Annotated in this window: 27 protein-coding genes; 7 read left to right on the top strand and 20 right to left on the bottom strand. The window is 70.8% G+C overall.

Annotated elements, in window-relative coordinates; translation table 11 throughout:
* Positions 1 to 3: 3 nt before the first annotated feature.
* From OG844_RS16985 to OG844_RS16925, 13 genes are all read right to left on the bottom strand, one after another.
* A complete protein-coding gene (locus OG844_RS16985) occupies positions 4 to 882 on the bottom strand; it encodes an ABC transporter permease (RefSeq protein WP_406391190.1) in 879 nt (292 codons plus the stop codon).
* Complete coding sequence (locus tag OG844_RS16980) at positions 869 to 1660, bottom strand: ABC transporter ATP-binding protein (protein ID WP_406391188.1); 792 nt, start codon at positions 1658 to 1660, stop codon at positions 869 to 871. Before OG844_RS16980 ends, OG844_RS16985 begins: the two co-directional genes overlap by 14 nt.
* A 37-nt stretch (positions 1661 to 1697) precedes the next feature.
* Entirely contained in the window at positions 1698 to 2813 is a 1116-nt protein-coding gene (locus OG844_RS16975) for an aliphatic sulfonate ABC transporter substrate-binding protein (RefSeq protein ID WP_406391186.1), read from the bottom strand.
* A gap of 243 nt (positions 2814 to 3056) precedes the next feature.
* Complete coding sequence (locus OG844_RS16970; RefSeq protein WP_406391184.1) at positions 3057 to 4400, bottom strand: sulfate adenylyltransferase subunit 1; 1344 nt, start codon at positions 4398 to 4400, stop codon at positions 3057 to 3059.
* On the bottom strand, positions 4401 to 5336 hold the full coding sequence (gene cysD, locus OG844_RS16965) for a sulfate adenylyltransferase subunit CysD (protein ID WP_406391182.1): 936 nt from the start codon (positions 5334 to 5336) through the stop codon (positions 4401 to 4403). It abuts the gene before it with no gap.
* A complete protein-coding gene (gene cysC, locus OG844_RS16960) occupies positions 5333 to 5902 on the bottom strand; it encodes an adenylyl-sulfate kinase (RefSeq protein WP_406391180.1) in 570 nt (189 codons plus the stop codon). Before cysC ends, cysD begins: the two co-directional genes overlap by 4 nt.
* Positions 5902 to 6618 carry a phosphoadenylyl-sulfate reductase gene (locus tag OG844_RS16955; RefSeq protein WP_406391178.1) on the bottom strand — a complete coding sequence of 239 codons (717 nt, stop codon included), beginning with the start codon at positions 6616 to 6618 and terminating at the stop codon, positions 5902 to 5904. The genes cysC and OG844_RS16955 overlap by 1 nt, the downstream gene beginning before the upstream one ends.
* A complete protein-coding gene (locus tag OG844_RS16950) occupies positions 6615 to 6794 on the bottom strand; it encodes a hypothetical protein (RefSeq protein ID WP_329206208.1) in 180 nt (59 codons plus the stop codon). The genes OG844_RS16955 and OG844_RS16950 overlap by 4 nt, the downstream gene beginning before the upstream one ends.
* Complete coding sequence (locus tag OG844_RS16945; RefSeq protein ID WP_406391176.1) at positions 6791 to 8488, bottom strand: nitrite/sulfite reductase; 1698 nt, start codon at positions 8486 to 8488, stop codon at positions 6791 to 6793. Before OG844_RS16945 ends, OG844_RS16950 begins: the two co-directional genes overlap by 4 nt.
* Positions 8489 to 8602: 114 nt before the next feature.
* A complete protein-coding gene (locus OG844_RS16940) occupies positions 8603 to 8686 on the bottom strand; it encodes a putative leader peptide (RefSeq protein WP_310591794.1) in 84 nt (27 codons plus the stop codon).
* 125 nt (positions 8687 to 8811) lie between these two features.
* On the bottom strand, positions 8812 to 9426 hold the full coding sequence (locus tag OG844_RS16935; protein WP_406391174.1) for a GNAT family N-acetyltransferase: 615 nt from the start codon (positions 9424 to 9426) through the stop codon (positions 8812 to 8814).
* 155 nt (positions 9427 to 9581) lie between these two features.
* Entirely contained in the window at positions 9582 to 10877 is a 1296-nt protein-coding gene (locus OG844_RS16930; RefSeq protein ID WP_406391172.1) for a GAF domain-containing protein, read from the bottom strand.
* A gap of 260 nt (positions 10878 to 11137) precedes the next feature.
* Positions 11138 to 12775, bottom strand: a complete 1638-nt coding sequence (locus OG844_RS16925) for an acyl-CoA dehydrogenase family protein (RefSeq protein WP_406391170.1) — start codon at positions 12773 to 12775, stop codon at positions 11138 to 11140.
* Between the two features lie 17 nt (positions 12776 to 12792).
* Here OG844_RS16925 and OG844_RS16920 point away from each other — a divergent pair, with 17 nt between their 5' ends.
* On the top strand, positions 12793 to 13929 hold the full coding sequence (locus OG844_RS16920; RefSeq protein WP_406391168.1) for a YihY/virulence factor BrkB family protein: 1137 nt from the start codon (positions 12793 to 12795) through the stop codon (positions 13927 to 13929).
* Between the two features lie 18 nt (positions 13930 to 13947).
* Entirely contained in the window at positions 13948 to 14718 is a 771-nt protein-coding gene (locus tag OG844_RS16915; RefSeq protein WP_406391166.1) for a DUF6597 domain-containing transcriptional factor, read from the top strand.
* Here the strand turns inward: OG844_RS16915 and OG844_RS16910 are convergent.
* The 4 genes from OG844_RS16910 to OG844_RS16895 are packed head-to-tail and all read right to left on the bottom strand — an operon-like array spanning position 14661 to position 18443.
* Positions 14661 to 15050: a VOC family protein gene (locus tag OG844_RS16910; RefSeq protein ID WP_406391164.1), complete on the bottom strand. Its 390-nt coding sequence runs from the start codon at positions 15048 to 15050 to the stop codon at positions 14661 to 14663. The genes OG844_RS16915 and OG844_RS16910 overlap by 58 nt on opposite strands.
* Positions 15051 to 15106: 56 nt before the next feature.
* Complete coding sequence (locus OG844_RS16905; RefSeq protein WP_406391162.1) at positions 15107 to 16678, bottom strand: 3-hydroxyacyl-CoA dehydrogenase; 1572 nt, start codon at positions 16676 to 16678, stop codon at positions 15107 to 15109.
* Positions 16679 to 16719: 41 nt separating this feature from the next.
* Entirely contained in the window at positions 16720 to 17499 is a 780-nt protein-coding gene (locus OG844_RS16900; RefSeq protein ID WP_406391160.1) for a CoA-transferase subunit beta, read from the bottom strand.
* Positions 17500 to 17525: 26 nt separating this feature from the next.
* Positions 17526 to 18443 (bottom strand): CoA-transferase, encoded by a 918-nt coding sequence (locus OG844_RS16895; RefSeq protein WP_329214984.1) that lies wholly within the window; start codon positions 18441 to 18443, stop codon positions 17526 to 17528.
* A 157-nt stretch (positions 18444 to 18600) separates the two neighbouring features.
* Here OG844_RS16895 and OG844_RS16890 point away from each other — a divergent pair, with 157 nt between their 5' ends.
* The 4 genes from OG844_RS16890 (at position 18601) to OG844_RS16875 (ending at position 22815) form a co-directional block, all read left to right on the top strand.
* A complete protein-coding gene (locus tag OG844_RS16890; protein WP_329206192.1) occupies positions 18601 to 19491 on the top strand; it encodes a LysR family transcriptional regulator in 891 nt (296 codons plus the stop codon).
* 126 nt (positions 19492 to 19617) lie between these two features.
* The gene (locus tag OG844_RS16885; RefSeq protein ID WP_406391158.1) at positions 19618 to 20844 is read left to right on the top strand and encodes an acetyl-CoA C-acetyltransferase; all 1227 of its coding nucleotides are present in this window, start codon (positions 19618 to 19620) and stop codon (positions 20842 to 20844) included.
* 134 nt (positions 20845 to 20978) lie between these two features.
* A complete protein-coding gene (locus OG844_RS16880; RefSeq protein ID WP_406391156.1) occupies positions 20979 to 22322 on the top strand; it encodes an MFS transporter in 1344 nt (447 codons plus the stop codon).
* 34 nt (positions 22323 to 22356) lie between these two features.
* Positions 22357 to 22815, top strand: a complete 459-nt coding sequence (locus OG844_RS16875) for a MaoC family dehydratase (protein WP_406391154.1) — start codon at positions 22357 to 22359, stop codon at positions 22813 to 22815.
* A 25-nt stretch (positions 22816 to 22840) separates the two neighbouring features.
* On the opposite strand, the gene OG844_RS16870 is transcribed toward OG844_RS16875, so the two are convergent.
* From OG844_RS16870 to OG844_RS16860, 3 genes are all read right to left on the bottom strand, one after another.
* Entirely contained in the window at positions 22841 to 23218 is a 378-nt protein-coding gene (locus tag OG844_RS16870) for a GH36 C-terminal domain-containing protein (protein WP_406391152.1), read from the bottom strand.
* Entirely contained in the window at positions 23185 to 23688 is a 504-nt protein-coding gene (locus tag OG844_RS16865) for a glycoside hydrolase family 36 N-terminal domain-containing protein (RefSeq protein ID WP_406391150.1), read from the bottom strand. The genes OG844_RS16870 and OG844_RS16865 overlap by 34 nt, the downstream gene beginning before the upstream one ends.
* 250 nt (positions 23689 to 23938) lie before the next feature.
* Entirely contained in the window at positions 23939 to 24361 is a 423-nt protein-coding gene (locus OG844_RS16860; RefSeq protein WP_406391148.1) for a MarR family winged helix-turn-helix transcriptional regulator, read from the bottom strand.
* 162 nt (positions 24362 to 24523) lie between these two features.
* On the opposite strand from OG844_RS16860, the gene eno reads away from it, so the two are divergent.
* Complete coding sequence (eno, locus tag OG844_RS16855; RefSeq protein WP_406391146.1) at positions 24524 to 25831, top strand: phosphopyruvate hydratase; 1308 nt, start codon at positions 24524 to 24526, stop codon at positions 25829 to 25831.
* Positions 25832 to 25875: the final 44 nt, after the last annotated feature.

The raw sequence follows: 25875 nt of genomic DNA, 5'->3' as shown, positions 1-25875 counted from the left end.
GACTCAGCTCTTGACGAGGAGACCGCGGCTGCGCAGCACCCGCCGCTCCAGCGGACTGAAGATCAGCAGGTCGATCGCGATGCCGACGAACAGGATGAGGATGATCGCCAGGAAGATCCCCGGCATGTCGAAGTTGTTGCGGCCGTTCTCCAGCAACTGGCCGAGTCCCAGACCGAGATCGGGCGAGGACGCGATGATCTCGGCGGCCATCAGCGAACGCCAGGAGAACGCCCAGCCCTGCTTGAGACCCGCCAGGTAGCCCGGCAGAGCGGCCGGCAGGACGATGTGCCAGGTCCCGCGCAGTCCGGTCGCACCGATCGTGCGGCCCGCGCGCAGGAACAGCGGCGGCACCTGGTCGACGCCCGAGACCAGCCCGTTGGCGACGGACGGGACGGCACCGAGCAGGATCACCGCGTACATCATCGAGTCGTTGAGCCCGAGCCAGATCACGGCCGGTGCCACCCAGGCCACCGACGGCAGGGACTGCAGTCCGGAAAGGATCGGTCCGATCGCCGCGCGGACCAGCTTCACCCTGGCCACCAGCAGACCCAGCGGGGTGCCGATGGCGACGGCCATCAGGAAACCGAGCAGACCGCGCGACACGCTGGTCCAGACGACCTCCAGCAGTGTTCCCTGCACCCACATGTCGGCGACGCTGTTCCACACGGCGGAGGGCGGCGGCAGCTTGTAGTCCTCGGTGACCTTCGCCCAGACCAGCAGCTGCCAGACCAGGATGACGAGAACCACCGCCACGGCCGGCGGCAGGACCTTGTTGAGCAGGACCTCACGGGCCGGTGTCCGCGGCACCTGGACGGCGTCCAGCGCGTCCAGCCCGGCTTCCAGCCCGGCCAGATCGTCGGACTTCGTGTCAGTGCTGGCCATGACGGCGGATCTCCCCACGCAGTTGTTCGGTGATCTCGACGGACAGCTCCGCCACGGCGGCGTCCTCGATGCGGCGCGGCTGCTTGATGTCGACCGTCCACTCACGGGCGATCCGGCCGGGCCGCGACGACAGCAGGATGACGCGCTGCGCGAGCCGTACCGCCTCACGCACGTTGTGGGTGACGAAGAGGACCGAGGCGTTCGTCTCGCGCCAGATCCGGGTCAGTTCGTCATGCAGGACGTCGCGGGTGATGGCGTCGAGCGCCGCGAACGGCTCGTCCATCAGCAGCAGTTGACTGTCCTGGGCGAGGGCCCGGGCCATCGCCACACGCTGGCGCATGCCGCCCGAGAGTTCGTGCACCCGCTTCCCGTACGCTCCGCCGAGCCGTACGAGTTCGAGGAGCCGCTCCGCCTCCGTGCGGCGGTCAGTCTTGGGGACGCCGCGCATCCGCAGTGCCAGTTCGATGTTCTTTCCCGCGGTCAGCCACGGGAAGAGGGCGTGCTCCTGGAACATCAGGGCCGGCCGCCCGCCGGGGGTCTCGATGGACCCCGCGGTCGGGCGGTCGAGTCCCGCCACCAGATTGAGCAGCGTCGACTTGCCGCACCCGGAGGCTCCCAGGAGGGTGACGAACTCGCCCGGAGCGACATCGAGCGTGATGTCGTCCAGGACGAGCTGCTGCCCCGTCGGTCCGGCGAAGGACTTGGAGACGTGCGTGATACGAGCGGCGTGCTCGACCGCTGCACGGTCCTCGGCCTTGTTGAGGGTGGTGGTCGCCATGGTCGTCACCTCCTGGGGAATCCGGGTACGGGTCAAGTTACTTGACGCCGAGACCGGCGTCGGCGATCTCGGGCTGACCCGCAGCCTTGAGAATCTTGTTCAGCGGCTTCAGGTCGTAGATGCCGTTGAGGTCGGGCTCCTCGAGGAGACCGGCCTTGACCGCGTGGTCAGCCTGCGCCTGGAGCGTCGCGGCCAGCGGGTCGTCGGTGATCTGGATGGACTCCCATGCCGGGTCGAGGACCTCTGCCGGCAGTTCCTTGCCGCTGAGCTCCTTGAGCGCGGCGTTGGCCGAGGCCTTCGCCTCGTCCGGATTGGCGGTGATCCACTTGTTGGTGTTCACCGTGCCGCGCAGCACCGCTTCGACGACATCGGGGTGCTCGGAGAGGAACTTCTGCGACACGATGATGTTCGTGATCACGAACTTGTTGTCGGGCCACAGCGTCGACTCGTCAAGGAGGACCTTCCCGCCCTCGGCGACCAGCTTGGACGCGGTCGGCTCGGGGACCCAGGCGCCGTCCAGGGAGCCCGACTTGTAGGCGTCCGGGGTCACCTTGTTGTCCGAGCGGACCACGGAGACGTCGCCCTTGCCGCTCTGGGCGTCGACCTTCCAGCCCTTCTCGGAGATCCAGTTGAGGAACGCGACGTCCTGGGTGTTGCCGAGCTGCGGGGTGGCGATCTTCTTGCCCTTGAGATCGTCCAGCGTCTTGATCTTCTTCGGGTTGACGACCAGCTTCACTCCGCCGGACGCCGAACCGCTGATGATCCGCAGGTTCTTGCCCTGGGACTTGGCGAAGCCGTTGACCGAGGGGGAGGGGCCGATGAAGCCGATGTCGATCGAACCCGCGTTGAGCGCCTCGATCTCCGAGGGCCCGGCGTTGAACGTCGAGGGCTTGACCGTGGTGCCGCCCAACTCCTTGGCGATCAGGCCTTCCTGGATACCGACCAGGGCGGTGGCGTGCGTGAGGTTCGGGAAGTAGCCGATCTTCACGGTGTCCGCGGAGAGCTTCTTTCCGTCGGCGGAGACGTTCGACTTCTTGGCGTCGTCGTCCTTCGCCTCGGAGCCGTAGCCGCAGGCGGTGAGCGCCACGGCGAGCAGCGGCAGAGCGGCGGCAGCGGCGAGGCTGCGGCGGAAAGTGGTACGGGGGGCAGACACGGGAGGCTTTCCTCTCGTCGGCCCGGTACTCACGTCCCCCGGAAGTCCGGGGACGCGACCGGGAGGTCGGCAGGTCTTCGTCTGAACGGGTGGTGCGGGCGGAGCAGCTGGTGCGAGCGGGCGCGCAGGCAGTGCGCGTACGTCATCACGCACATCGCCCGACCCCGCCCTGGCCGCTGCCGAGGGCGCCGCTGCCGACCCGGCCGCCCTCCTTCGCGAACGTCGAGAAGAAATCGGTGATCATCAGAAGTTCCACTCCGCATCCTCGGCGGCGGCGTCCGCGTCCGCGGCCGCGTCCGTGGCGGCGGTGAACGAGGCGCCCGCCATGCCGGCCGTCAGCGTCGTGCCGTCCGCGGGGTCGATCAGCAGGAACGAACCGGTGCGCCGCGAGTCCGCATAGGCGTCGAGCGCGAGCGGCTCGGCCGTACGGACCACGACCCGGCCGATGTCGTTGGCCACCAGCTGCCCGGGAGCCGGGTGCTGGGAGAGGTCGTCCAGCGTGAGCCGCGACGGGATGTCCTTGACGATCGCCTTGACCGTACGGGTGGTGTGCTTGAGCAGCACCCGCTGACCCACGGTGAGCGGCCGGTCGGCCACGTGACAGACGGTCGCCTCGACGTCCTGCGTGATGGCGGGAGCGTCGTCCGCGGGGGCGATCAGATCGCCGCGCGAGACGTCGATGTCGTCGGCCAGACGGATCGTCACCGACTGCGGGGCCCAGGCGATGTCGACGCTCTCGCCGAGCGCGTCGATCCCCTCGATCGTCGTCGTGCGCCCGGACGGCAGCACGGAGACGGTCTCACCGACCCGGAAGGCACCGGCGGCGATCTGACCGGCGTACCCCCGGTAGTCGGGGTGCTCGGCGGTCTGCGGGCGGATCACGTACTGCACCGGGAAGCGCGCGTGGCAGGCCGTCAGGTCGTGGCTGACCGGCACGGTCTCCAGGTGCTCCAGGACCGTCGGGCCGCCGTACCAGTCCATGTGGGCGGACGGTTCCACGACGTTGTCGCCGGCCAGTGCGGAGATCGGGATCGCGGTGATCTCGGGGACACCGAGGGAGGCCGCGTACGCGGTGAACTCCTCGGCTATGGCGGCGAACACGGGCTCCGCGTACTCGACCAGGTCCATCTTGTTCACGGCGAGCACGACGTGCGGGACACGGAGCAGCGCCGCGACGGCGGCGTGCCGGCGGGTCTGCTCGACGACGCCGTTGCGGGCGTCGACCAGGACGACGGCCAGCTCGGCCGTGGAGGCACCCGTGACCATGTTGCGGGTGTACTGCACGTGCCCCGGGGTGTCGGCGAGGATGAACCGGCGCCGGGTGGTGGCGAAGTAGCGGTACGCGACGTCGATGGTGATGCCCTGCTCGCGCTCGGCCCGCAGACCGTCGGTCAGGAGCGCCAGGTCGGGCGCCTCCTGGCCGCGGTTGGTCGAGGCCAGCGCGACGGCCTCCAACTGGTCGGTGAGGACCGACTTGGAGTCGTGCAGGAGCCGTCCCACCAGGGTGGACTTGCCGTCGTCGACGGACCCCGCGGTGGCGAACCGCAGCAGAGTGGTGGCCGACAACTGCTCAGAAGTCGTGGTCATTTAGAAGTACCCCTCGCGCTTGCGGTCTTCCATCGCGGCTTCGGACATCTTGTCGTCGGCGCGGGTCGCGCCCCGCTCGGTGAGCCGGGAGGCGGCGATCTCGGTGATCACGCCGTCGAGAGTGGTGGCGTCGGAGTCGACGGCGCCGGTGCAGGACATGTCGCCGACCGTGCGGTAACGGACCTGACGGGTTTCGACGGTCTCGTGGGCCTTGGGGCCGCCCCAGTCGCCTGCGGTCAGCCACATGCCGGAGCGGTTGAAGACCTCACGGTAGTGGGCGAAGTAGATCTGCGGGAGCTCGATGCCCTCGCGCTCGATGTACTGCCAGACGTCGAGCTCGGTCCAGTTGGAGATCGGGAAGACCCGGACGTGCTCACCGGCGGCGTGCCGGCCGTTGTACAGCTGCCACAGCTCGGGGCGCTGGCGGCGCGGGTCCCACTGGGAGAACTCGTCGCGCAGCGAGAAGACCCGCTCCTTGGCCCGGGCCTTCTCCTCGTCGCGGCGGCCGCCGCCGAACACGGCGTCGAAGCGGTGCTGCTGGATCGCCTCGGTCAGCGGGACGGTCTGCAGCGGGTTGCGGGTCCCGTCGGGACGCTCGCGGAGCTTGCCTGCGTCGATGTACTCCTGGACGGAGGCGACGTGCAGGCGCAGCCCGTGTTTCTCGACGGTGCGGTCACGGTATTCGAGGACCTCGGGGAAGTTGTGCCCGGTGTCGACGTGCAGCAGCGTGAAGGGGACCGGGGCCGGGGCGAACGCCTTGAGGGCCAGGTGCAGCATGAGGATCGAGTCCTTGCCGCCGGAGAAGAGGATCACCGGCCGCTCGAACTCTCCCGCCACCTCGCGGAAGATGTGCACTGCCTCGGACTCCAGGGAGTCGAGGTGGCTGAGCGCGTACGGATTGACAGTGCCTTCCGGCACGGTGGCGACAATGCTCACGCCAGGCCCCTCTCGGTGAGCAGCGCGCGAAGCGCCGCTGCGGACTCCTGCACGGTCTGCTGGTGCGACTCGATCCGCAGATCCGGCGACTCGGGTGCCTCGTAGGGGTCGTCGACCCCGGTGAGGCCGCTGATCTCGCCCGCCGCCTGCTTGGCGTACAGCCCCTTCACATCGCGTGCGGAGCACACCTCGACCGGCGTCGCCACGTGCACCTCCAGATAGGCGGTGCCCTCGGCGCCGTGGCGCTTGCGCACCGCGTCCCGGCTGTCGGCGTACGGGGCGATGACCGGCACGAGCACCTTCACGCCGTTGGCCGCCAGCAGTTCGGCGACGAAGCCGATCCGCTGGACGTTGGTGTGCCGGTCCTCGCGGGAGAAGCCGAGGCCCGCGGAGAGGAACTCCCGGATCTCGTCGCCGTCCAGAACTTCGACCCGGTGGCCGTCGCTGCGCAGTCGGCCCGCCAGCTCGTACGCGATGGTGGTCTTGCCCGCGCTCGGCAGACCGGTGAGCCAGACGGTGGCTCCCGTCTCCGTCACGCTCATCGAAATCTCCTGATCAGTCGTCATCAGCCGTGCAGTCCGCATTCGGTCTTTCCGCGTCCGGCCCAGCGGCCGGCCCGTGCGTCCTCGCCCTCCAGCACCCGCCGGGTGCAGGGCGCGCAGCCGACGGAGGCGTAACCGTCCATCAGCAGCGGGTTGGTCAGTACGCCGTGCTCGGCGACGTACGCGTCCACGTCGTCCTGGGTCCAGCGGGCGATCGGCGAGACCTTGACCTTGCGGCGCTTCTCGTCCCAGCCGACGACCGGGGTGTTCGCCCGGGTGGGGGACTCGTCGCGGCGCAGGCCGGTCGCCCAGGCCCCGTACGCGGTCAGGCCGTCCTCCAGCGGCTTGACCTTGCGCAGCGCGCAGCACAGGTCGGGGTCGCGGTCGTGCAGCTTCGGTCCGTGCTGGGCGTCCTGCTCGGCCACCGACTGGCGCGGGGTCAGCGTGATGACGTTGACGTCCATCACCGCGTCCACCGCGTCCCGGGTCCCGATCGTCTCCTCGAAGTGGTAGCCGGTGTCGAGGAACACCACGTCCACGCCGGGCGCGACGCGGGAGGCGAGGTGCGCGACGACCGCGTCCTCCATGGAGGAGGTGACACAGAACCTCTGGCCGAAGGTGTCGGTGGCCCACTTCAGGATGTCGAGCGCGGAGGCGTCCTCCAGCTCGCGCCCCGCACGTACCGCCAGCTCCTTCAGGGCCTCGTCGGTGAGCTCGCCGGCTTGCACTGTGTCCGTCATGTCCCGTCCCCTTCCACGTCGTTGCGCTGGAGTCCGTGGGCCAGCAGGCCCAGGAACTTCAGCTGGAACGCGCGATTGCAGGAAGCACATTCCCAGGCGCCGTGCCCCGCCTCGTGCGGCCGAAGGTCCTCGTCGCCGCAGTACGGGCAGTAGAAGGGGGCCGCTCGTTCGCTCATGACAGCGACTCCGCACTGGCTCGCGCCGCCCAGGTGGCGAAGCGCTCGTCGTCCTCGCGCTCCTCCTGGAACCTGCCGAGGACCCGCTCGACGTAGTCGGGCAGTTCGGCCGAAGTGACCTTCAGGCCGCGGACCTTGCGGCCGAAGCCGGCCTCCAGGCCGAGCGCGCCGCCGAGGTGCACCTGGTAGCCCTCGACCTGGTTGCCTTCGGCGTCGAGCATGAGCTGGCCCTTGAGACCGATGTCCGCCGTCTGGATGCGGGCGCAGGCGTTCGGGCAGCCGTTGATGTTGATGGTGAGCGGCTCCTCGAAGTCCGGCAGGCGGCGCTCCAGTTCGTCGATGAGCGCGGCGCCGCGCGCCTTCGTCTCGACGATCGCCAGCTTGCAGAACTCGATGCCGGTGCAGGCCATCGTGCCGCGCCGGAAGCTGGAGGGCTTCACCTGGAAGTCCAGTGCCTCCAGCCCGGCGGAGAGGGACTCGACCTGGTCCCGCTCCACATCGAGGATGATCATCTTCTGCTCGACGGTGGTGCGTACCCGTCCCGAGCCGTGTGCCTCGGCCAGCTCCGCGATCTTGGCCAGGGTGGAACCGTCCACCCGGCCGACGCGCGGGGCGAAGCCCACGTAGAAACGGCCGTCCTGCTGCTCGTGGACGCCGATGTGGTCGCGCCAGCGGGACGAGGGTTCGGCGGGCGCGGGGCCGTCCAGCAGCGGACGCTTCAGGTACTCGTCCTCCAGCACCTGACGGAACTTCGCGGGACCCCAGTCCGCCATCAGGAACTTGAGGCGGGCGCGCGTGCGGAGACGGCGGTAGCCGTAGTCGCGGAAGATGCCGACGACACCGGCCCACACATCGGGAACCTCGTCCAACGGGACCCAGGTGCCCAGGCGTTCGGCAAGTCGCGGGTTGGTGGACAGGCCGCCACCGACCCAGACGTCGAAGCCCGGACCGTGCTCGGGGTGGTCGACACCGACGAAGGCGATGTCGTTGATCTCGTGCACCACGTCCTGGACGGGCGAGCCGGAGATCGCGGTCTTGAACTTGCGCGGCAGGTTGGAGAACTCCGGGCTGCCGATGTACCGGTCGTGGATCTCGTCCACCGCGGGCGTGCCGTCGACGATCTCGTCCGCGGCGATGCCCGCGACGGGCGAGCCGATGATCACGCGGGGGCAGTCACCGCAGGCCTCGGTCGTGGAGAGCCCGACGGCCTCCAGCTTCTCCCAGATCGCCGGGACGTCCTCGATGCGGATCCAGTGCATCTGGACGTTCTGCCGGTCGGTGATGTCGGCCGTCCCGCGCGCGTACTGCTCGGAGATCTCACCGATCACCCGCAGTTGGGAGGTCGTCAGCCTGCCGCCGTCGATGCGGACCCGCAGCATGAAGTACGAGTCCTCGAGCTCCTCGGGCTCGAGGACCGCGGTCTTGCCGCCGTCGATGCCGGCCCGGCGCTGGGTGTACAGACCCCACCAGCGCATACGGCCGCGAAGATCGTTCGGGTCGATCGAGTCGAAGCCGCGCTTGGAGTAGATCGTCTCAATGCGTGTCCGCACGTTGAGACTGTCGTCGTCCTTCTTGAACTGCTCGTTCCCGTTGAGCGGGGTGTAGTGACCCATGGCCCACTGACCTTCACCACGGTGACGTCCGGCCTTGCGGCGAGGCGTGGCGGTAGCAGGCTGTTCGGGGGTGGCGGCCATGGCAAATACGTCCTTTGGGACTGCAGGAGGGCGGCTCTGAACGGCACACTCGCGTGAAGCGGGGCGGTGCGCAGGGATGAAGCGTGATCAGGAGGGCGGCGGTGCTGGAGACTCTCAGCGGGCCGGACAGATGGCGCTGGACATGCGGCCGAGGTCGACGTGCCGCCGACTCACCAAGGCAATTCCAGTTCCAGACATGAAGGAAGCCTGTCACGTGGATCTCGGGGGAGTCCACCACTATTCAGTATGTGGACCGGATGGTCCCGAAATGTGAGATGCGCTGTGGCGTCCATCACTTCCGGGATATCGGCAAAGCGACTTTGTCAGGCTGCGGAGTCGTCGTACGCGCCGGGCCAGGGGCCGGGGCTCACGGCATCGGGCTCCCGCTCGGTCCGGGTGTCGAACAGCCGGAAACCGCGGCGCAGGTAGTTGTCCATGGCGTGCGGGCCGTCGTTGGAGCAGGTGTGCACCCACACCCGCTCGGTGGGCATCCGCTCGGGGTGGCGTTCGGCCAGGTCCCACGCGCGCGCCACTCCGTACGACAGCAGATGGCCACCGATCCGGCGCCCCCGGAAGGCCGGGATCAGCCCGAAGTAGCCGATCTCGACCACACCGCCCTCCTGCGAGTCGAGCTCGATGAAACCGGCGGGGGTCCCGTTCTCGTACGCCACCCAGGTCTCCGTGCCCGGCCGGTCCAGGACCTCCTGCCACTGTGCGTACGTCAGCCCCAGCCGGTCGGTCCACCGGATGTCCCCGCCCACCGCCGTGTAGAGGAACCGGCTGAACTCCGGCAGTGCCGTCTGCGACCGGACGATCCGCACATCGCCCGTGGGAGCGGCCGCGGGGCGCAGATCGTCGGGCGAGGTCTGCTCCAGGGACCAGATGGTCACCTCGGAGGTCGGAGCGGCAGGGGCGATGGGAAGGGTGGGGTTGCTCATGGCCGCCAGAAAACCACGCCGCCCGCGCCGCGCCAAACCCGGTCCACGAAGGACCTGCGCCGCCCCGGACCCGCGCCGTCCCGGACCTGCGGCCCGCTGTCCGGCCACCCCCGCCCTGCCCGTCCAGGGATCCGCCCACCGCTGTCCGGCCGGTCTCAGACCGTACCCGCGGACGCACGCGTCCTGACCACCACCGGAGCGGTCGAACGGGGCAGCAGGTCCGCCGGCAGGTCCGGATGGATCACCTCCACCTCCACCCCCTCGCCGAAGCGGTACGGGCGATGGGCGAGCACCTCCGCCAGATGGCGCCGTATACGGGAGATCTCCGCCCGGACCGTCACCGTCCGGGTCGGGTCGCCGAATATGTCCTGGGCCAGCTCCGCCGCGGTGCGCCCCTCCCGGTGCAGGGCCAGGGCGTACAGCAGCTCCGCGTGGCGGGGGGAGAGACGCTGGGTCCAGGTGCCCACCGGGCCCGCCACATGCACCGCGAGCCCACGCTCCCGGCTCAGGTCGAGCACCACACGGCGCGGCGGTCCGTCGGCCCGGCCGTCCGCCACCTGCACGAGCCAGCCCCCCGGCAACGGCTCCACGAGGCACATCCCGAGCGACGCCAGCCACACCCGGCCCGGCTGCAGCGACTTCGGCAGCGGCAGCCGGTCCACCGGCGGCATCCCGACGACGGCGGCCAGCCACCCGTGGGTGTCCACCACCAGCGCACGGCCGCCCAGCCGGCACAGGATGGGCGCCGCCACCGACCGCAGCCGTTCGATCGCCACCAGGTGCCGAGTCCGCAGTTCGCTCTCCGCGAGCGAGGCCACCGAGCCGACCAATGCCAGCGTCGTCGGATGGAACGTGGACGCGGGTCCGCTGATGTCGACGATGCCCATCAGCCGTCCGTCGCGCGGATCGCGCACCGGGGCCGCCGCACACGTCCAGTTGTGCAGGGCGCGGATGAAGTGCTCGGCCGAGTGGACCTGCACCGGGGTGCGGGTGGCGAGCGCCGTGCCGATCGCGTTCGTCCCGGTCGTCGACTCCGACCAGGCGGCGCCCTCCTCCAGGCAGATGTCCTTGGCAAGGCGCATCACGGCCGTGTGGCCCTGGCGCCACAGCACCCGGCCCTCGTTGTCCGTGACGACCAGGATCTGCTGGGCCGCGTCGGCGATCGCGGCCAGCCCGTCGCGCAGCAGCGGCATGACGTCGCCGAGCACCGTGCTCCGGCGCCGGTGCTCGATCTCGTCCGCCTCCAGCAGCTCGCTCTCCGGCGACTGCTCGGGATCGATGCCGCTGCGGAGCACCCGGTCCCAGGACGCGTCGATCTCCGCGCGCGGGACCGGCACCCCGCGCGCGCCTGCCAGACGGGCCTCCCTGGCCCGGTGCACCAGGCGGGTGGCGGTCACCACCGACTGCGGGCCTGCTGCCGGTCGCGTTGCCACGGCACGGCTTGACTCCATGACGGGTTCCCCCAAAACAAAGCGTGGACCCGGTCCGGGCGGGAAAGCACCGGGTCCAGAAGGCCATCCTGCCGTGCATGGGCACGCGGCGCCGCGCACTCGCCACAATGGTTGCAACCCTTTGCAACTCTGGTGACAGGCCGCAGATCGTATGAGAGTGGCAGAACACCGGACTGGGAGTCCTCGGCTCCGCCGTCCGGTGGTCCACAAAGGTGGAGGGTGGTGCCGTGTCGGCGCAGCACCACCTTCCATCGTTGGCCCTAGCGCTCCTGGGGCCTTGCCCGCTCCACGATCGACGCCAGGTCCAGGCTGTGCGGCAGCGTCCCGAACGCGGAGCCCCAGTCCCCGCCGAGCCGCGAGGCGCAGAACGCGTCCGCCACCTCTGCGGGAGCCCAGCGCAGCAGCAGCGAGCCCTGGAGCACGAGCGCCATCCGCTCCACCAGCCGCCTGGCCCGCGCCTCCACGGCATCCAGATCCGCCAGCTCGGTCAGCAGGCCCTTGATCGCCGCGTCGAGCCGGTGGTCGGCGCCGCGCGCCTTGCCGACCTCCACCAGGAACGCGTTGAGGGCCTGCGGCTCGCGCTGGAGCGCGCGCAGCACATCGAGCGCCTGTACGTTGCCCGAGCCCTCCCAGATCGAGTTGAGCGGCGCCTCGCGCAGCAGCCGGGGCATCCCGGACTCCTCCACGTACCCGTTGCCGCCGAGGCACTCCAGGGCCTCGCCGACGACCGCGCCGCACCGCTTCGTCACCCAGTACTTGGCGGTCGGCACCGCGATCCGCAGGAAGGCGCGCTCCGTGTCCGTGTCCGCGTCGTACGCGGCGGCCAGCCGCAGCGCCAGCGTCGTCGCCGCCTCCGACTCCAGGGCCAGATCGGCCAGGACGTTGCGCATCAGCGGCTTGTCGATCAGCAGTCCACCGAACGCGCTGCGGTACGCGGTGTGATGGATCGCCTGCGCCACCGCCTGCCGCATCAGCGCCGACGATCCGACCACACAGTCCAGCCGGGTCGCCGCCACCATCTCGATGATGGTGCGCACCCCGCGCCCCTCCTCGCCCACCCGGCGCGCCCAGGTCCCGTCGAACTCGACCTCGGCGGAGGCGTTGGACCTGTTGCCCAGTTTGTCCTTGAGGCGCTGGATCGCGAACGCGTTGCGGTCCCCGTCCGGCAGGACGCGCGGGACGAGGAAGCAACTCAGCCCGCCCGGCGCCTGCGCCAGCACCAGGAAGCCGTCGGACATGGGTGCCGAGCAGAACCACTTGTGGCCGGTGAGCAGGTATTCGCCGTCGCCGGCCAGCGGCTCGGCGCGGGTCGTGTTGGAGCGCACATCGGTGCCGCCCTGCTTCTCCGTCATGCCCATCCCGAAGAGCACGCCGGCCTTCTGCGACGGAGGCCGCAATCCCTCCTCGTACACGTGCGAGGTCAGCAGCGGTTCCCACTCGGCGGCCAGCGCCGGATCGGTCCGCAGCGCGGGGACGGCGGCGTGCGTCATCGACAGCGGGCAGCCGTGGCCGGCCTCGGCCTGCGTCCACACCAGGAACCCGGCCGCCCTCCGGACGTGTCCGGCGGGCCGGCCCCAGGCGTCCGTCAGACCGGCCGAGACCGCATGACCGAGCAGCCGGTGCCAGGCCGGATGGAACTCCACTTCGTCGACGCGGTGTCCGTAACGGTCGTGCGTGTGAAGGCCGGGCGGATTCTCGTTCGCCTGAGCACCCCACCGCTGCGCCTGGGCGGAGCCGGCGGACAGACCGAGCGCCCCGAGTTCCCTCCGCGCCTCGGGGAGGATCTCGGGCGCGAGGTGCCGCTCGACCGCTTCGGTGAGAGCGCGGTCGGTGGCGAAGACGTCATAGCCGACCAGCGGCGGAACCTGGTTGGTCACTGTGTGGGTGCTTGGTGCCATGCCGATACGGTAAGGAGGTGCAGGCAGCAAACGAAACACCCGAGCGGCCACCGGGTCGGCTCCACCGGGCTCGAGTCCTCTACCGCAATGTATCCAAGCGGCAGATGGCGTGGCAGTTGCTCAAGGACACGGTCAACTCGTGCATCGAATACCGCATCCTCGGTCTCGCGGCCGAGGCGGCGTTCTTCACCCTGCTGTCACTGCCGCCGCTGCTGCTCGGGCTGATCGGCCTGCTCGGCTACGTCGACGACTGGACAGCCACCACCACGGTCGCCTCCATCGAGCGCAACATCCTCGGCGCGGTGCAGACCGTGCTGTCCGAGCGGGGGGTGAAGGACATCGCCAGACCGCTCATGGACGACGTGACGACCGGTGCGCGCCCCGACGTCATCTCCATCGGCTTCGCGATCGCCCTCTGGTCGGGTTCCCGTGCGGTGAACGTCTTCATCGACACCATCACCGTGATGTACGGGCTCGACGGGCACCGGGGCATCGTCAAGACCCGCCTGCTCGCCTTCCTGCTGTACGTGGTCGCCCTGCTGCTGGGAGCGGTGGTTCTGCCGTTGCTGGTGGTCGGTCCCGACCGGGTGGTGGAGTTCATCCCGTGGGGCACCGAGGTACTCGCCGTCCTGTACTGGCCGTTGGTCATCGCGCTGTCGATCGCGTTCCTGACGACGCTCTACCACGTCTCGGTACCCGTCCGTTCGCCGTGGATCGAGGATGTTCCCGGTGCGCTGGTGGCGCTCGGTATGTGGGTGGTGGGCTGCTTCCTGCTGCGGATCTACCTCACGAACACGGTCGAAGGGCCCACGATCTACGGTTCGTTGGCCGCGCCCATCGCCGTCCTGCTCTGGATAGGTATTTCAGCATTCGCCGTACTCGTCGGTGCTGCGGTGAATGCCGCGATCGACCGGGTATGGCCCTCACTCGCCACCGCCGCGGCACGTGCGGCCAACGAGCGGTTGCGGGCGGCCCAGGCCGCCGAACTCGTGGCCCGGACCCAGTCGGCGAACTGGGACGCCTACGCGGACGACGAGGACGACGACGTGTACATGCCGTCAGAGTTCCCCGAGCGCTGGTCCCGCTTCCTGCCGCCGGACGACGTGAAGTCCCGGCTCCATGCGAACCGGGACAAGGACGCCAAGGAGCAGTGACGCCGTAGCGTGGTGCCCATGGGTGCGGGCGCACGGTACGAGGAGCGGTCGTCGCGCTTCGGCGGCGCGACGGTCTGGAAGTGGAGCGGGCCGCGCGACCCGGCACGGGCCGTCCTGCCCGACGGTTGCATGGATCTGCTCTGGACCGGCGGCCGGCTCCTGGTTGCGGGCCCCGACACCCATGCGTTCACTGCCGATGAGGCCGGCCCCGGACCGTGCACCGGCATCCGCTTCGCGCCCGGAACGGCGCCCGCACTGCTCGGCGTACCCGCGCACGAACTGCGCGACCGGCGGGTCCCCCTCGACGCCGTGTGGCCGGGCGCGGAGGTCCGCAGACTGGCCGAGAGGATCGACGGGGCCGCCGACCCTGCCGCCGCGCTGGAGGACATCGCCCTGCGCAGGGCCGCCGACGCGAGCCCGCCGGACCCGCTCGCGGCGTCTGTCGCGGAGCGGCTCCGGCAAGGGTTCTCCGTCGCCGACACGGCCGGCTCGGTCGGCCTGGGAGCCCGCCAGCTGCACCGGCGCTCCCTGGCCGCCTTCGGATACGGGCCGAAAACCCTCGCCAGAATCCTGCGGCTGCAGCGCGCCCTCGCCCTCGTACGGGCCGGAACGCCGTACGCCGAGGCCGCCTGCCTCGCCGGGTGCACCGACCAGGCCCATCTGGCCCGTGAGGTGCGGGACCTGGCCGGTACGACGCTCGGCGGCCATCTCGCCGCGCTGGGCGGGGCCGGTCAGGCGCCGGCGAAGAGCGACACCGCGCTGCCGTCCGGATCGAGCACGACGGCATAGCGCTGCCCCCACACGGCGTCCCAGGGCTCAAGGTGGCCCTGGTATCCGGCACCGGTCAGGTCGGCGTACACGGCGTCGACCTCCGCCGGGCTGTCGCACAGGAAGGCGAGCCCGACACGCTCGCCGCCCTTCGAGCCGGTCCAGTCCGGATCGAAGGTACGGACGACGTCCTCCGTGTCCCACAGCAGACGCTGCCCGCCGGGCAGGGCCACTTCGACGTGGGGTGCGGTTTCGGCGTCGGCGGGGATGTCGAGTCCGAGCCGGCGGTAGAAGGCGAGCGATGCGGCCAGGTCCGCGGTGGTGATGCCGATCGCGTCGAGTCGTGGAGTCATGGACCGAAGGTATGCGGGTCACCGCTCGCAGGTCTTGTACGAAACGGTCACCGAGGTCACCCGGTGCAGGCGGAGGGCGAGGTACCCGGGTCCGTCAGCGGAAGGCCGAGCTGGGCGCGTTCGGTGAGCCAGCGGGTCGGCCGGTGGCGGGGGTCGCCGGTCGTCGCGTGCAGGGCGCGCTGCAGCTCAAGCATCCGTGCGGCACCGATCCGGTCGCCCCAGGCGAGTGGTCCCACCGGGTAGCCGAGCCCGGCCGTCACGGCCAGGTCGATGTCCGCCGGGGTGGCGAGCGAGCGCTCGGCGATCGACGCCGCGACGGACACCACCGAGGCGAGCAGCCGTTGCGCCACCGAACCGGCCGTGTCCCGCACCACCGACACGGCGTACGGCTCCTCGCCGTCCGCCGCGCGGGCCAGTACCGCACGGGCGTCCCGAGCGGCCGCCGGGTCGGCCGCGGGCGTCACCGCGAGCACGCGGCGGCGGCCTGCCGCAGGCAGCGGGTCCACGCCGAAGGTGCGCCCGGGGGGCAGGCCCAGCGAGGCCACCGCGGCGGCCACCGCGGTGCCCCAGACCGGGACCAGGACGACGGCGTCGTCGGAGGGCGCGGGGCCGCTCCCGACGGCGGCTCCCGCGGCGGTCAGCGCCGCACGGAGGGCGCCGGCGCCGGACACCGCGCCCGTGCCCGTGTCGGACGTCGTGCCCGTGTCCGTGTCCACCACGAACACCGGCCGGTCGGCGTCGCCTGTCACCGGCGCCTCCGCGGCGGGGGCGGGCGCCTGGGAGCCGTACGCGAACCAGCCCTGCCCGGTCTTGCGGCCGTGCAGGCCCGCGGCCACCCGGTTCGGGGTCAGGTAGGAGGGGCGGAGCCGGTCCTCGTACCGGAAGCCCTGCCAGATCGAGTCGATCACGGCCGCGGTCACATCGAGCCCCGTGAGGTCCATGAGCTCGAACGGACCCATCCGCAGCCCCAGCACGTCCCGGGCGATCCGGTCGATGCCCGCCGGGTCGGCGACCGACTCCTCCAGCAGCGCGAGCGCCTCGGTCACCAGACCGCGCCCGGCGTGGTTGACCAGGAAGCCGGGGGTGTCGGCGACCGTGACCGCACGGTGCCCGCAGCTCTCGACCAGCTCGGTCAGCGCCGGCGGGATCTCGGGGCGGGTGGCGGCTCCCGGCACGATCTCGACGATCTTCATGAGCGGTACGGGGTTGAAGAAGTGCAGCCCCGCCAGCCGCGTCGGGTCCTTCAGCGACGCGGCGATGCGGGTCACCGACAGGGACGAGGTGTTGGTCGCGAAGACGGCGGAGCCGGGCAGGGCCTGCTCGAGCTTCCCGAACACCTCCGCCTTGGTGTCCAGGTCCTCCCGTACGGCCTCGATGACCAGGTCGACGTCAGGTCCCTGTGCCCAGGGATCGTCCAGGGGGACCAACTGCTCCAGGGCGGCGGCACAGTCCCCGGCGGACATCCGGCCCTTGTCCACGGCGCGTTCCAGCATGGACCGTACGAAGTCCACGGCCGCCGTCACCGCCTCCGTACGGACGTCGCACAGCTCGACGGTGTGTCCGGCGGACGCCGCCCACTGGGCGATACCGCGGCCCATGGCTCCGGCGCCGACGATCCTGATACGCATGGAAGATGGGGTCCTCTCGGGGGTCGGGACGGTGAGTCGTCTCAGCGAAGATAGACGCGGTCGGGGTCGACGTCCTCCCGCAGGAGCCGCAGCTCCGCGGCAGTGGGCGGTGGCACGGTACCGACCGGATCGGCCACCTTCAGGTCCCAGCCCGTCGCCGCCCGCACCTGCTCCACCGTGACGCCCGGATGCACCGAGACCAGCCGGAGCTCCTCGCCGATGCCCTCGCGGGCCAGGATGCCCAGTTCGGTGATGACCCGGGTGACGCCGACCCCCAGCGGCCGGATGCCCTCGGCGAGCGCGCGGTCCGGGCCCGGTGTGGTGCAGAAGTCCAGGGTCTCGGTGAAGGAGCGCGGATTGTGGCGGCGCATCACCACGAAGACCTCGCGGGAGTTGGCCATCACCTCGATGCCGCCGCCGGAGCCGGGCAGCCGCACCGAGGGGCTCTCCCAGTCGCCGATCACGGAGGTGTTCAGGTTGCCCCACCGGTCGATCTGCGCCGCGCCCAGGAAGCCGACGTCGATGTGGCCGCCCTGCAGGACGTTGCCGAACAGGGCCGGCATCGACAGCACCGCCTCCGCGCCGGAGATGAGCACGGCGTCGGCGATGGTCTCGGGCAGATGTGAGGGGTGCGCCCCGCAGACCCCGGACTCGTACACGACCTCGATCTGCGGGGCCACCGTCAGATGGGCCAGCTCGGTGGCGAGCGTCGGCAGTCCGATTCCGGCGAAGACCGTTCGGCGCGCGGCCAGTTCGCGGGAGGCGACGACGGAGAGCAGCTCCGAGGAGGTGACGGTGCCCGGCTCGGTGGTGGTGGTCATGACCAGCTCCTTCTCGTGTTCCGCGCTCACAGCCGACGTCCGTAGTTCACCGGTTCGCTGAGCGCCTCGCCGACCGCGAGCCCTGCCCAGAAGTCCTCGCCCAGCCTGGCGACGTACTCGGAGTGGTCGGCCGTGCCGTACACCCACTCCCGCAGCCACTCCTGCAGCCGCTCCGGGTCCTTGCTGATGTGCGACCAGGCCCGGTAGAAGTCGTTGTCCCGGTCGTAGTAGCCCTGCGCGAACGAGGGGTGCGCGCCGCGCGGGCAGACGACGACGGCGTCCACCGCGTGGGCGGGGACGAGCGTGCGGTTCGGGTCCGAGCGGACGACCTCGTCGCCGACGATCTCCTCCACGACGACGACGGCCTTGCCGGCCGCGTACACGGCCTCCGCCTGGATGCCCGTCAGTCCCCACATCTGCGTGTTGCCCCTGCGGTCGGCCCGCTGGGCGTGGATGAACGTCACATCCGGGTTCACGGGCGGCACGACATAGATCTGCTCCGTTTCGCCGTCCGGCCCCGGATAGGGCGAGGCGACCTTGCGCAGATCGCTGTTGACGGACGGCAGATCGCTGCCCCCGTAGCTGCGCAGCGGATAGAACGGCAGCCGCTGGGCTCCGGCGAGATAGCGGCAGATCATGCCGTAGTGGCTGTACTCCTCGAAGGCGAGGGGTGCGGGGTCGCTGCTCTCGATCCGGCGCCGCAGCTCACCGAGCGAACCGGCGGAGGAGTTGCCCACGAAGGAGGAGACCAGCCGCGAGACGCAGCCCGCGGCGATCATCTGGTCCACCACGATGTCCGCCGTCATCCGCACGACCGTGAGGTCCCGGCGGCCCTGGCGGATGATCTCGTGCCCGGCCGCGGTGGGGATGAGGTGGGTGAAGCCTTCCAGGCAGACGGTGGCGCCGTCCTGGACGAAGGCGGCGACGGCCGCCTTCATCGACATGGTCTTGTCCGGCCCGTCGTCGGTCCTGTCCGTCCGGTCCACGGTGCTCCTCGGCGAGTGTGTGCTGGTCGCCCTACCGTGTCAGCGGCCATTGATTGCTGTCCAATACCAAATTAAGGTCGGATCAAGACCGCTGATTAATGAATGGGTGTCCCGTATGGAACTGCGTCATCTGACCGCCTTCACCGCCGTGGCCGAGGAGCTGCACTTCGGCCGGGCCGCCAAGCGGCTGCAGATGGCGCAGCCGCCGCTCAGCCAGCAGATCCGGCAGCTGGAGAAGGAGCTCGGCGTCCAGCTCTTCGAGCGCAACACCCGCTCGGTGCGGCTCACCAGCGCGGGGGAGTCGTTCCTCGAACCCGTACGGACCGTGCTCGACGACCTCGACACGGCGGTACGGGCGGCCAGGGCCGCGGGACGCGGCGAGTACGGCAGGGTCACCATCGGCTTCGCCGGCGCCTCCAGCCACGAGACGCTGCCGCAGCTGACCCGGGCCGTCCGTGCCGCCCACCCCGCGCTGGAGCTGGTCATGAAGGGGCAGACGTACGCCAACGTCGCCCTGTCCCGGGTCGCCGACGGATCGCTCGACCTGGGCTTCGTCCGCCTCCCGGTGACCCAGCCGGGAGTGGCCTACCGGGTGATCGACGAGGAGGAGCTGCTGTGCGCGCTGCCCTCCGACCACCGGCTGGCGCACCTCGAGAGCATCCCGATCGGGATCCTCGCCGACGAGCCCTTCGTCTCCTTCCCGGCCAACACCGGATCCACCGTGCGCGACGCCATGGTCGAGGCGTGCGAGGCCACCGGCTTCAATCCGCGTGTCGTGCAGGAGGCCCCCGACTCGTACACGATCCTGGCCCTGGTCGCCGCGGGCGTCGGTGTCACCCTCACCGTCTCCTCCTGCCGGCACATCCAGCAGAACGGGCTGGTGTATCGGCCCCTCGCCGGCCCGCCCATCCGGCGGCAGGCGGCGCTGGCCTGGCGCGCCGACAATCCCTCCGCGGCGCTCCGCGCGGTGCTGGCGGTCGCCGAGGAGGCCCTGCCGACGCCGTAGGGCACGCCCCCCGGGGCGATTGAGACGCGCTGCGTCTTGAAGAGGGGGCAACTCGATATTGGACCGACTCAGTGGTCGGGTGCGAAGGTCGCCCCACACACCCGAAACCGCCGAAAGGTGTCCCCCGTGCCCGACCAGACCGATGTCGTCATCTGCGAACCGCTGCGCACCCCCATCGGACGTTTCGGCGGAGCCTTCGCCCAGCAGACGCCGGCCGCGCTCGCCGCACGCGTCATCGCCGAGGTCGTCGCCCGTACGGGGATCGACCCGGCCCGGGTCGACGAGGTGATCCTCGGCCACGCCTACCCCACGTCGGACGCCCCGGCCATCGGCCGGGTAGCCGCGCTCGACGCCGGGCTCCCCGACTCCGTCACCGGCGCCCAGATCGACCGGCGCTGCGGGTCCGGCCTCCAGGCCGTCCTGGACGCGGCCATGCAGATCCGGGCCGGATTCAGCGACGTCGTGATCGCCGGCGGCGTCGACGTGATGAGCGCAGCCCCCTACTACACGCACGACGGCCGCTGGGGCATCAAGGGCCCCGGACTGCAGCTCCACGACTCACTGGCCCGCGGCCGGGTCACCGCCGGGGGCGCCAACCACCCCGTACCCGGCGGCATGATCGAGACCGCCGAGAACCTGCGGCGCGCCTACTCCATCGGCCGCGCCGACCAGGACGCCCTGGCCCTGCGCTCGCAGGCCCGCGCCGCCCGCGCCGCCGCGGAGGGCCGCTACGACGCCGAGACCGTCCCCGTCACCGTACGGAACCGCAAGGGCGATACGGTCGTGACCGCCGACGAGCACCCCCGCCCCGACACGACCGCCGAGCAACTCGCCGCGCTGCGCCCCATCATGGGCAAGTCCGACCCGGAGGCGACCGTCACCGCGGGCAACGCCAGCGGCCAGAACGACGCTGCCGCAGCCTGCCTGGTCACGAGCGCCGCCACCGCCGAACGGCTCGGGCTGACCCCACTGGTCCGGCTCGTCTCCTTCGCCCGGGCCGGTGTCCCCGCCGCGACCATGGGCATCGGTCCCGTACCGGCCACCCACGCGGCCCTCGGCCGTGCCGGCCTCACCCTCGCCGACCTCGACCTCATCGAGATCAACGAGGCCTTCGCCGCCCAGGTCCTGGCCTGCACCCGGGAGCTGGGCCTCGGTGAGAAGGACCACGAGCAGCGGATCAACGTCAACGGTTCCGGAGTCTCGCTCGGCCACCCGGTGGGCGCCACCGGGGCCCGCATCCTCGCCACGCTCACCCGCGAGATGCACCGCAGCGAGGCCCGCTACGGCCTGGAGACCATGTGCATCGGCGGCGGCCAGGGCCTCGCCGCGGTCTTCGAGCGCATCACCGTCTGAACGTCCCCCCGTCCCCGTCCCCTCTTCGAGGACTTTTTCCCTTCCCCCTCGCGTGACACCGGGCGTCTCCCGGGAGACGTCCCTGTCCGCCATGCCCCCATCCGCTTGATCGACGATGTTCACGGGAGCCACCTATGAGTGCGTCCACCGCAACCGCACGCGAGAAGACGAAAGCCGCCAACCGCGCAGGATTCGGAGCCTTCATCGGCTCCACCATCGAGTGGTTCGACTTCTACATCTACGGGACCGCGGCGGCGCTCGTCTTCGACAAGGTGTTCTTCCCCGAACTCGAAGGCCCCATGGGCACCCTGGTCGCCTTCGCGACCTTCTGGGTCGGCTTCCTCGCCCGCCCCGTCGGCGGCATCGTCTTCGGCCACTACGGCGACCGCCTCGGCCGCAAGAAGACCCTCGTCATCACCCTGCTGATGATGGGCATCTCCACCACCGCGATCGGTCTGCTCCCCGGATACGCCTCCATCGGCATCGCCGCCCCGATCCTGCTGGTCTGCATCCGCATGATCCAGGGCATCGGCCTCGGCGGTGAGTGGGGCGGATCCGTCCTGATCGCCTCCGAGCACGCCCCCAGGGGCAAGTCCGTGCTGTACGGGGCCTTCGCCCAGCAGGGCTCGCCCGTCGGCAACACCCTCTCGACGGTGAGCTTCCTGGCCATCAGCCAGCTGCCCGACGCCGCCTTCGTCTCCTGGGGCTGGCGGGTGCCGTTCCTCGCCTCCGCCGCACTCGTCATGGTCGGCCTGCTGGTCCGGCTCAAGGTCACCGAGTCCCCGGCCATGGCCAAGCTCATCGAGAAGAAGGAAGTCGTCAAGCTCCCGCTGACCGAGGTCCTGCGCAGCCACCCCATGCTGATCGTCCTCGGCATCGGCGCCTGCACGATCGGCCTGTCGGCGACCTACTTCAAGTCGACGTTCGCCCTGTCCTGGGCCACCACGTCGCTCGACTTCGACCGCAGCTCGTTCCTGACGATCATCCTGGTCGCCAACATCACCCAGATCATCGTCCAGCCCTTCGGTGCCGTCATCGCCACCCGGATGAAGAGCTGGTCCCGCGCCGTGATCGTGATGCTGGTGCCCGAACTGGTCCTGATGCCGGTGATGTTCGTCCTCATCAGCACCGAGAACTACGGGCTCGCGATGCTCGGGGTCGCCGTCGCCACCATCCCGCACTGCCTCTACTACGCGGCCCTCGCCGGCATGCTCGCCAGCCGCTTCCCCGCCCATCTGCGCTACACCGGCATCTCGCTCTGCTACCAGCTGTGCGGCACCCTGCTCGGCGGCACGACCCCGATCATCGGCCAGTTCCTGCTCAACCGGACGGGCTCGATCACCGCGGTCATCGCGTACGCCGTCTTCCAGGTGGCGCTGACCCTGGGCTGCATGCTGCTCCTGCTCAAGCGCCCCAACCACGACGAGCAGGCAGCGGAGCCGGTCGCCGCCCGCCGCACCGCGCCCGTCACCGCCTGACCGCCCCCGTACGAAGAGAACGGAGTACCGCCCCATGCCCCTGACCGTGCACGGCATCCCGGAGATCCTCGCCCTCGGCGGGCGCGACCTCGGGCACTCCGCCTGGAAGGAGGTCACCCAGGAGCTCATCGACACGTACGCGTACGTCTCCGGTGACCACCAGTGGATCCACACCGACGTCGAACGCGCCGCGGCCGGCCCGTACGGGCGCACCATCGCCCACGGCTACATGGTCCTGAGCTGGGGCATCCCGATGTTCGGCGAGCTGCTCCAGGTGAGCGGCGTGGGACGCGCGCTCAACTACGGGGTCAACCGGGTCAGATACCCGGCGCCCGTCCCCGTCGGCAGCCGCGTACGGCTGCACGCCTCCGTCACCGAGGTGAAGGAGGTCCCGCGGGGCGGCGTACAGATGACGCGGACCTTCACCTTCGCACTCGAAGGGTCGCAGAAGCCGGCCTGCGCCGCGGAGTCGCTGACGCACTTCTATCCGTGAGGGCCGTTTCCTGCCGTGAGGCCTGTCAGGGCGTCCGCACGAGGTGCACCGCCGTGCTCGCCCGGTCGCCGGGCGGCAGGTCCGGCAGCAGTCCGTACTCTCCGAGCACGGTCGCGGAGTGGACTGTGCCGGTGCGGACGTCCCGGTAGCGGGCCGTCGGATCGAGTCCCGCAAGCCGCAGCGGCGGCCGGGGACCGCCGTGGCGGGGCGCCCGCTGCCAGACCGGCAGCAGGGCCTCGCTCCGGTCCGCAGCCGTGTACTGCACGGCCGCGGACCCCTCGTCGACGGGGCCGCGCGGCCGGTGCGTGATCCCGTGCTGCACCAGGTGGCGCACACGCTTGTACTGCGCCACGAGGGTGGCCCCCTCCGTCAGCTCCCGCTCCAGGCCGGCACCGCGCTCCACACCCGGCCGTGTCCCTCGGTCGCCCCGCCCCCCGAGTCCAGCATCACCCAGGGATTCGCGTGATGGCCGGTGATGCCCCACCGGCTGGTGAGCACGGTCTCCCCGAACGGCAGCCGGTCCCGGTGCAGTCGGTTCTCGGCCGACCACTGCCCCGTGACGTGGCTGAGCCGGTGGTCCTCCGCGACCGGCAGCGACCACGCCGCGGAGTCCGCGCGTAGTACGGCGATCGTCTCCTCGCCGGTGTTGCGCAGCATGGACCAGCGCTCGATCACATCGGTGCCCTCGTGCACGCGGGAGTGGAGAGCCACCTCCCAGGGGTGGTGACGGTCCCTGAACTCCAGGACGAGCTCGGCGGATCCGGGCGCGGGCTCCTGGACACGATGGCCTGTCGGCTGCCATGCGAAGGCCCGGGTGCCGTCGGCGAAGCGGACCTGCAGCGACGGCGGCCCGTACCGCGCGCCCCTGTCCACCGGCAGTTCCTCGCCCGCGGACGGGCGACCCTCGAAGCTGCTGGCAGGCCTCTGCCGGGGGAGTGGCGAGCTCCTGCGCGTCCTCCAGGGTCAGCCGTGGGGCCCCCACGCGAGGTGACAGGGCGCTCCGGTCGCGTCGATGCGGAGCGCGTACGAGGTGAGCGGAGTGGAGAGCAGCCAGACCCGGGTGTCAGGGGCGAAGGCGATCACGGGCAGCGAACCTACGTCCCGAACAGTGCGGGCCGGGGCACTAGCGGGTGGCGAGCCGCTCCAGCAGGGCCGCGCTCCGTGCCAGCAACGCCCTTTCCTCATCGGTGAGTTCGGCCTCGATGGCTTGCGCGAGCCAGCCGGCCCTGCGGCCGCGCTCCGCTTCGAGCGCGGCCCGGCCCGCCTCGGAGAGCTCGACCAGCGACTTGCGGCCGTCCGTGGGGTGCGCCCGGCGCGTGATCAGGTCCTGCTCCATGAGGAGTCCCACCGCCCGGGCCATCGACTGGGGGCGTACGCGCTGATCGGCGGCGAGGTCGCTGGTGGTCATGGCGCCGTCGCGGTCGAGTGCGCCGAGGACGGCGACCTGGCCCAGCGGGATGTGGTCCTCGTGTTTGACGCGTCGGGTGAGCTTGCCCATCGCGGTGCGCAGTTCGGCGGCGATGGCGGCGGCTTCCGGGGTGGGCATAGGGCACTTTACCCCGGTGTCTGCATGGCTGTGCCGTTGACCTGCACAGCCATGCTGTACAGCAAAACTGAACAGCATTGCTGTATGGTTTGGTCTCGTCGGGCTCAGCGCCAGCGTTGTCGCAGCCGGGGCCACGGCACACGACAACGGGGAGGAACTCCCATGTCCGCAGAGGTAGTCGGAACCGTCGACGTCACCATCGAGACCGTCACAGCCCGCCGCATCATCGACAGCCGGGGCAACCCCACGGTCGAGGTCGACATCGTCCTGGCGGACGGGTCCCTGGGGCGCGCGGCGGTTCCCTCCGGCGCCTCCACCGGTACCCGGGAGGCCGTGGAACTGCGCGACGGGGACACCACGCGCTGGCACGGCAAGGGCGTCGACCGCGCGGTGGCCCACGTCAACGGGGAGATCGCGGTGTCCGTGCGCGGCCGGGACGCGGCGGACCAGGCAGGTCTGGACGCCGCGCTGATCGCCCTCGACGGCACCGCCACGAAGGCCCGGCTCGGCGCCAACGCGATCCTCGGCGTCTCCCTCGCCGCAGCCAAGGCCGCCGCGGCGGCCCACCGCCTGCCCCTCTACCGCTACCTCGGTGGCGCCGACGCCCGCCTCCTGCCGCTGCCGATGATGAACATCGTCAACGGCGGCGCCCACGCCGACAATCCGCTGGACTTCCAGGAGTTCATGATCGCGCCCGTGGGCGCGGACACCTTCGCCGAAGCCGTCCGCATGGGCAGTGAGGTCTTCCACACCCTGCGCCGTGATCTGCTGGCCGCCGGGCTCTCCACGGGTGTCGGCGACGAGGGCGGCTTCGCGCCCGCACTGCGTACCGCCGAGGAGGCGCTCGACTTCGTGATGAACGCCATCGAGCGCACCGGCTACCGCCCCGGCACGGACATCGGCCTGGTCATGGACCCGGCGTCGTCCGAGTTCTTCCGCGACGGGGTGTACGACTACGCCGGCGAGGGGGTGCGCCGCACCCCCTCCGAGAACGCCGACTACCTGGCCAAGCTCATCGACGGCTACCCGGTCGTCTCCATCGAGGACCCGATGGCGGAGAACGACCTGGACGGCTGGCGCGAGCTGACCGCCCGCGTCGGCGACCGCTGCCAGCTCACCGGCGACGACGTGTTCTGCACCGACGAGACGCTGCTGCGCGAGGGCATCCGCACGGGCGTCGGCAACTCGGTCCTGGTCAAGGTCAACCAGATCGGGACCCTGACCGAGGCGCTGGCCACGGTGGCCACGGCCCACCGGGCGGGCTGGACGGCTGTCATGTCGCACCGCTCGGGCGAGACGGAGGACACCACCATCGCGGATCTGGCGGTGGCGACCGGCTGCGGTCAGATCAAGACCGGATCGCTCTCCCGCTCCGACCGCACGGCGAAGTACAACCAGCTGATCCGGATCGAGGAGGAGCTGGGCGACTCGGCGCGCTACGCGGGCCGCTCCGCACTGCGCCGGGCGTGAATCGCAGGCAGAGGTGGAACCGGGCGGGCCCCCGACCATGATCG

It is taken from the genome of Streptomyces sp. NBC_00887 (assembly GCF_045207585.1).
Note: the sequence above shows the minus strand (reverse complement) of the source record. Positions and strands in the feature narration are given on the sequence as shown.

Coding starts and splice junctions, on each gene's coding strand:
- OG844_RS16985 (WP_406391190.1), bottom strand. CDS start 882: ATGGCCAGCACTGACACGAAGTCCGACGATCTGGCCGGGCTGGAAGCC.
- OG844_RS16980 (WP_406391188.1), bottom strand. CDS start 1,660: ATGGCGACCACCACCCTCAACAAGGCCGAGGACCGTGCAGCGGTCGAG.
- OG844_RS16970 (WP_406391184.1), bottom strand. CDS start 4,400: ATGACCACGACTTCTGAGCAGTTGTCGGCCACCACTCTGCTGCGGTTC.
- cysC (WP_406391180.1), bottom strand. CDS start 5,902: ATGACGACTGATCAGGAGATTTCGATGAGCGTGACGGAGACGGGAGCC.
- OG844_RS16955 (WP_406391178.1), bottom strand. CDS start 6,618: ATGACGGACACAGTGCAAGCCGGCGAGCTCACCGACGAGGCCCTGAAG.
- OG844_RS16950 (WP_329206208.1), bottom strand. CDS start 6,794: ATGAGCGAACGAGCGGCCCCCTTCTACTGCCCGTACTGCGGCGACGAG.
- OG844_RS16945 (WP_406391176.1), bottom strand. CDS start 8,488: ATGGCCGCCACCCCCGAACAGCCTGCTACCGCCACGCCTCGCCGCAAG.
- OG844_RS16940 (WP_310591794.1), bottom strand. CDS start 8,686: ATGTCTGGAACTGGAATTGCCTTGGTGAGTCGGCGGCACGTCGACCTC.
- OG844_RS16935 (WP_406391174.1), bottom strand. CDS start 9,426: ATGAGCAACCCCACCCTTCCCATCGCCCCTGCCGCTCCGACCTCCGAG.
- OG844_RS16930 (WP_406391172.1), bottom strand. CDS start 10,877: ATGGAGTCAAGCCGTGCCGTGGCAACGCGACCGGCAGCAGGCCCGCAG.
- OG844_RS16925 (WP_406391170.1), bottom strand. CDS start 12,775: ATGGCACCAAGCACCCACACAGTGACCAACCAGGTTCCGCCGCTGGTC.
- OG844_RS16915 (WP_406391166.1), top strand. CDS start 13,948: ATGGGTGCGGGCGCACGGTACGAGGAGCGGTCGTCGCGCTTCGGCGGC.
- OG844_RS16910 (WP_406391164.1), bottom strand. CDS start 15,050: ATGACTCCACGACTCGACGCGATCGGCATCACCACCGCGGACCTGGCC.
- OG844_RS16905 (WP_406391162.1), bottom strand. CDS start 16,678: ATGCGTATCAGGATCGTCGGCGCCGGAGCCATGGGCCGCGGTATCGCC.
- OG844_RS16900 (WP_406391160.1), bottom strand. CDS start 17,499: ATGACCACCACCACCGAGCCGGGCACCGTCACCTCCTCGGAGCTGCTC.
- OG844_RS16895 (WP_329214984.1), bottom strand. CDS start 18,443: ATGTCGATGAAGGCGGCCGTCGCCGCCTTCGTCCAGGACGGCGCCACC.
- OG844_RS16890 (WP_329206192.1), top strand. CDS start 18,601: ATGGAACTGCGTCATCTGACCGCCTTCACCGCCGTGGCCGAGGAGCTG.
- OG844_RS16880 (WP_406391156.1), top strand. CDS start 20,979: ATGAGTGCGTCCACCGCAACCGCACGCGAGAAGACGAAAGCCGCCAAC.
- OG844_RS16875 (WP_406391154.1), top strand. CDS start 22,357: ATGCCCCTGACCGTGCACGGCATCCCGGAGATCCTCGCCCTCGGCGGG.
- OG844_RS16860 (WP_406391148.1), bottom strand. CDS start 24,361: ATGCCCACCCCGGAAGCCGCCGCCATCGCCGCCGAACTGCGCACCGCG.
- eno (WP_406391146.1), top strand. CDS start 24,524: ATGTCCGCAGAGGTAGTCGGAACCGTCGACGTCACCATCGAGACCGTC.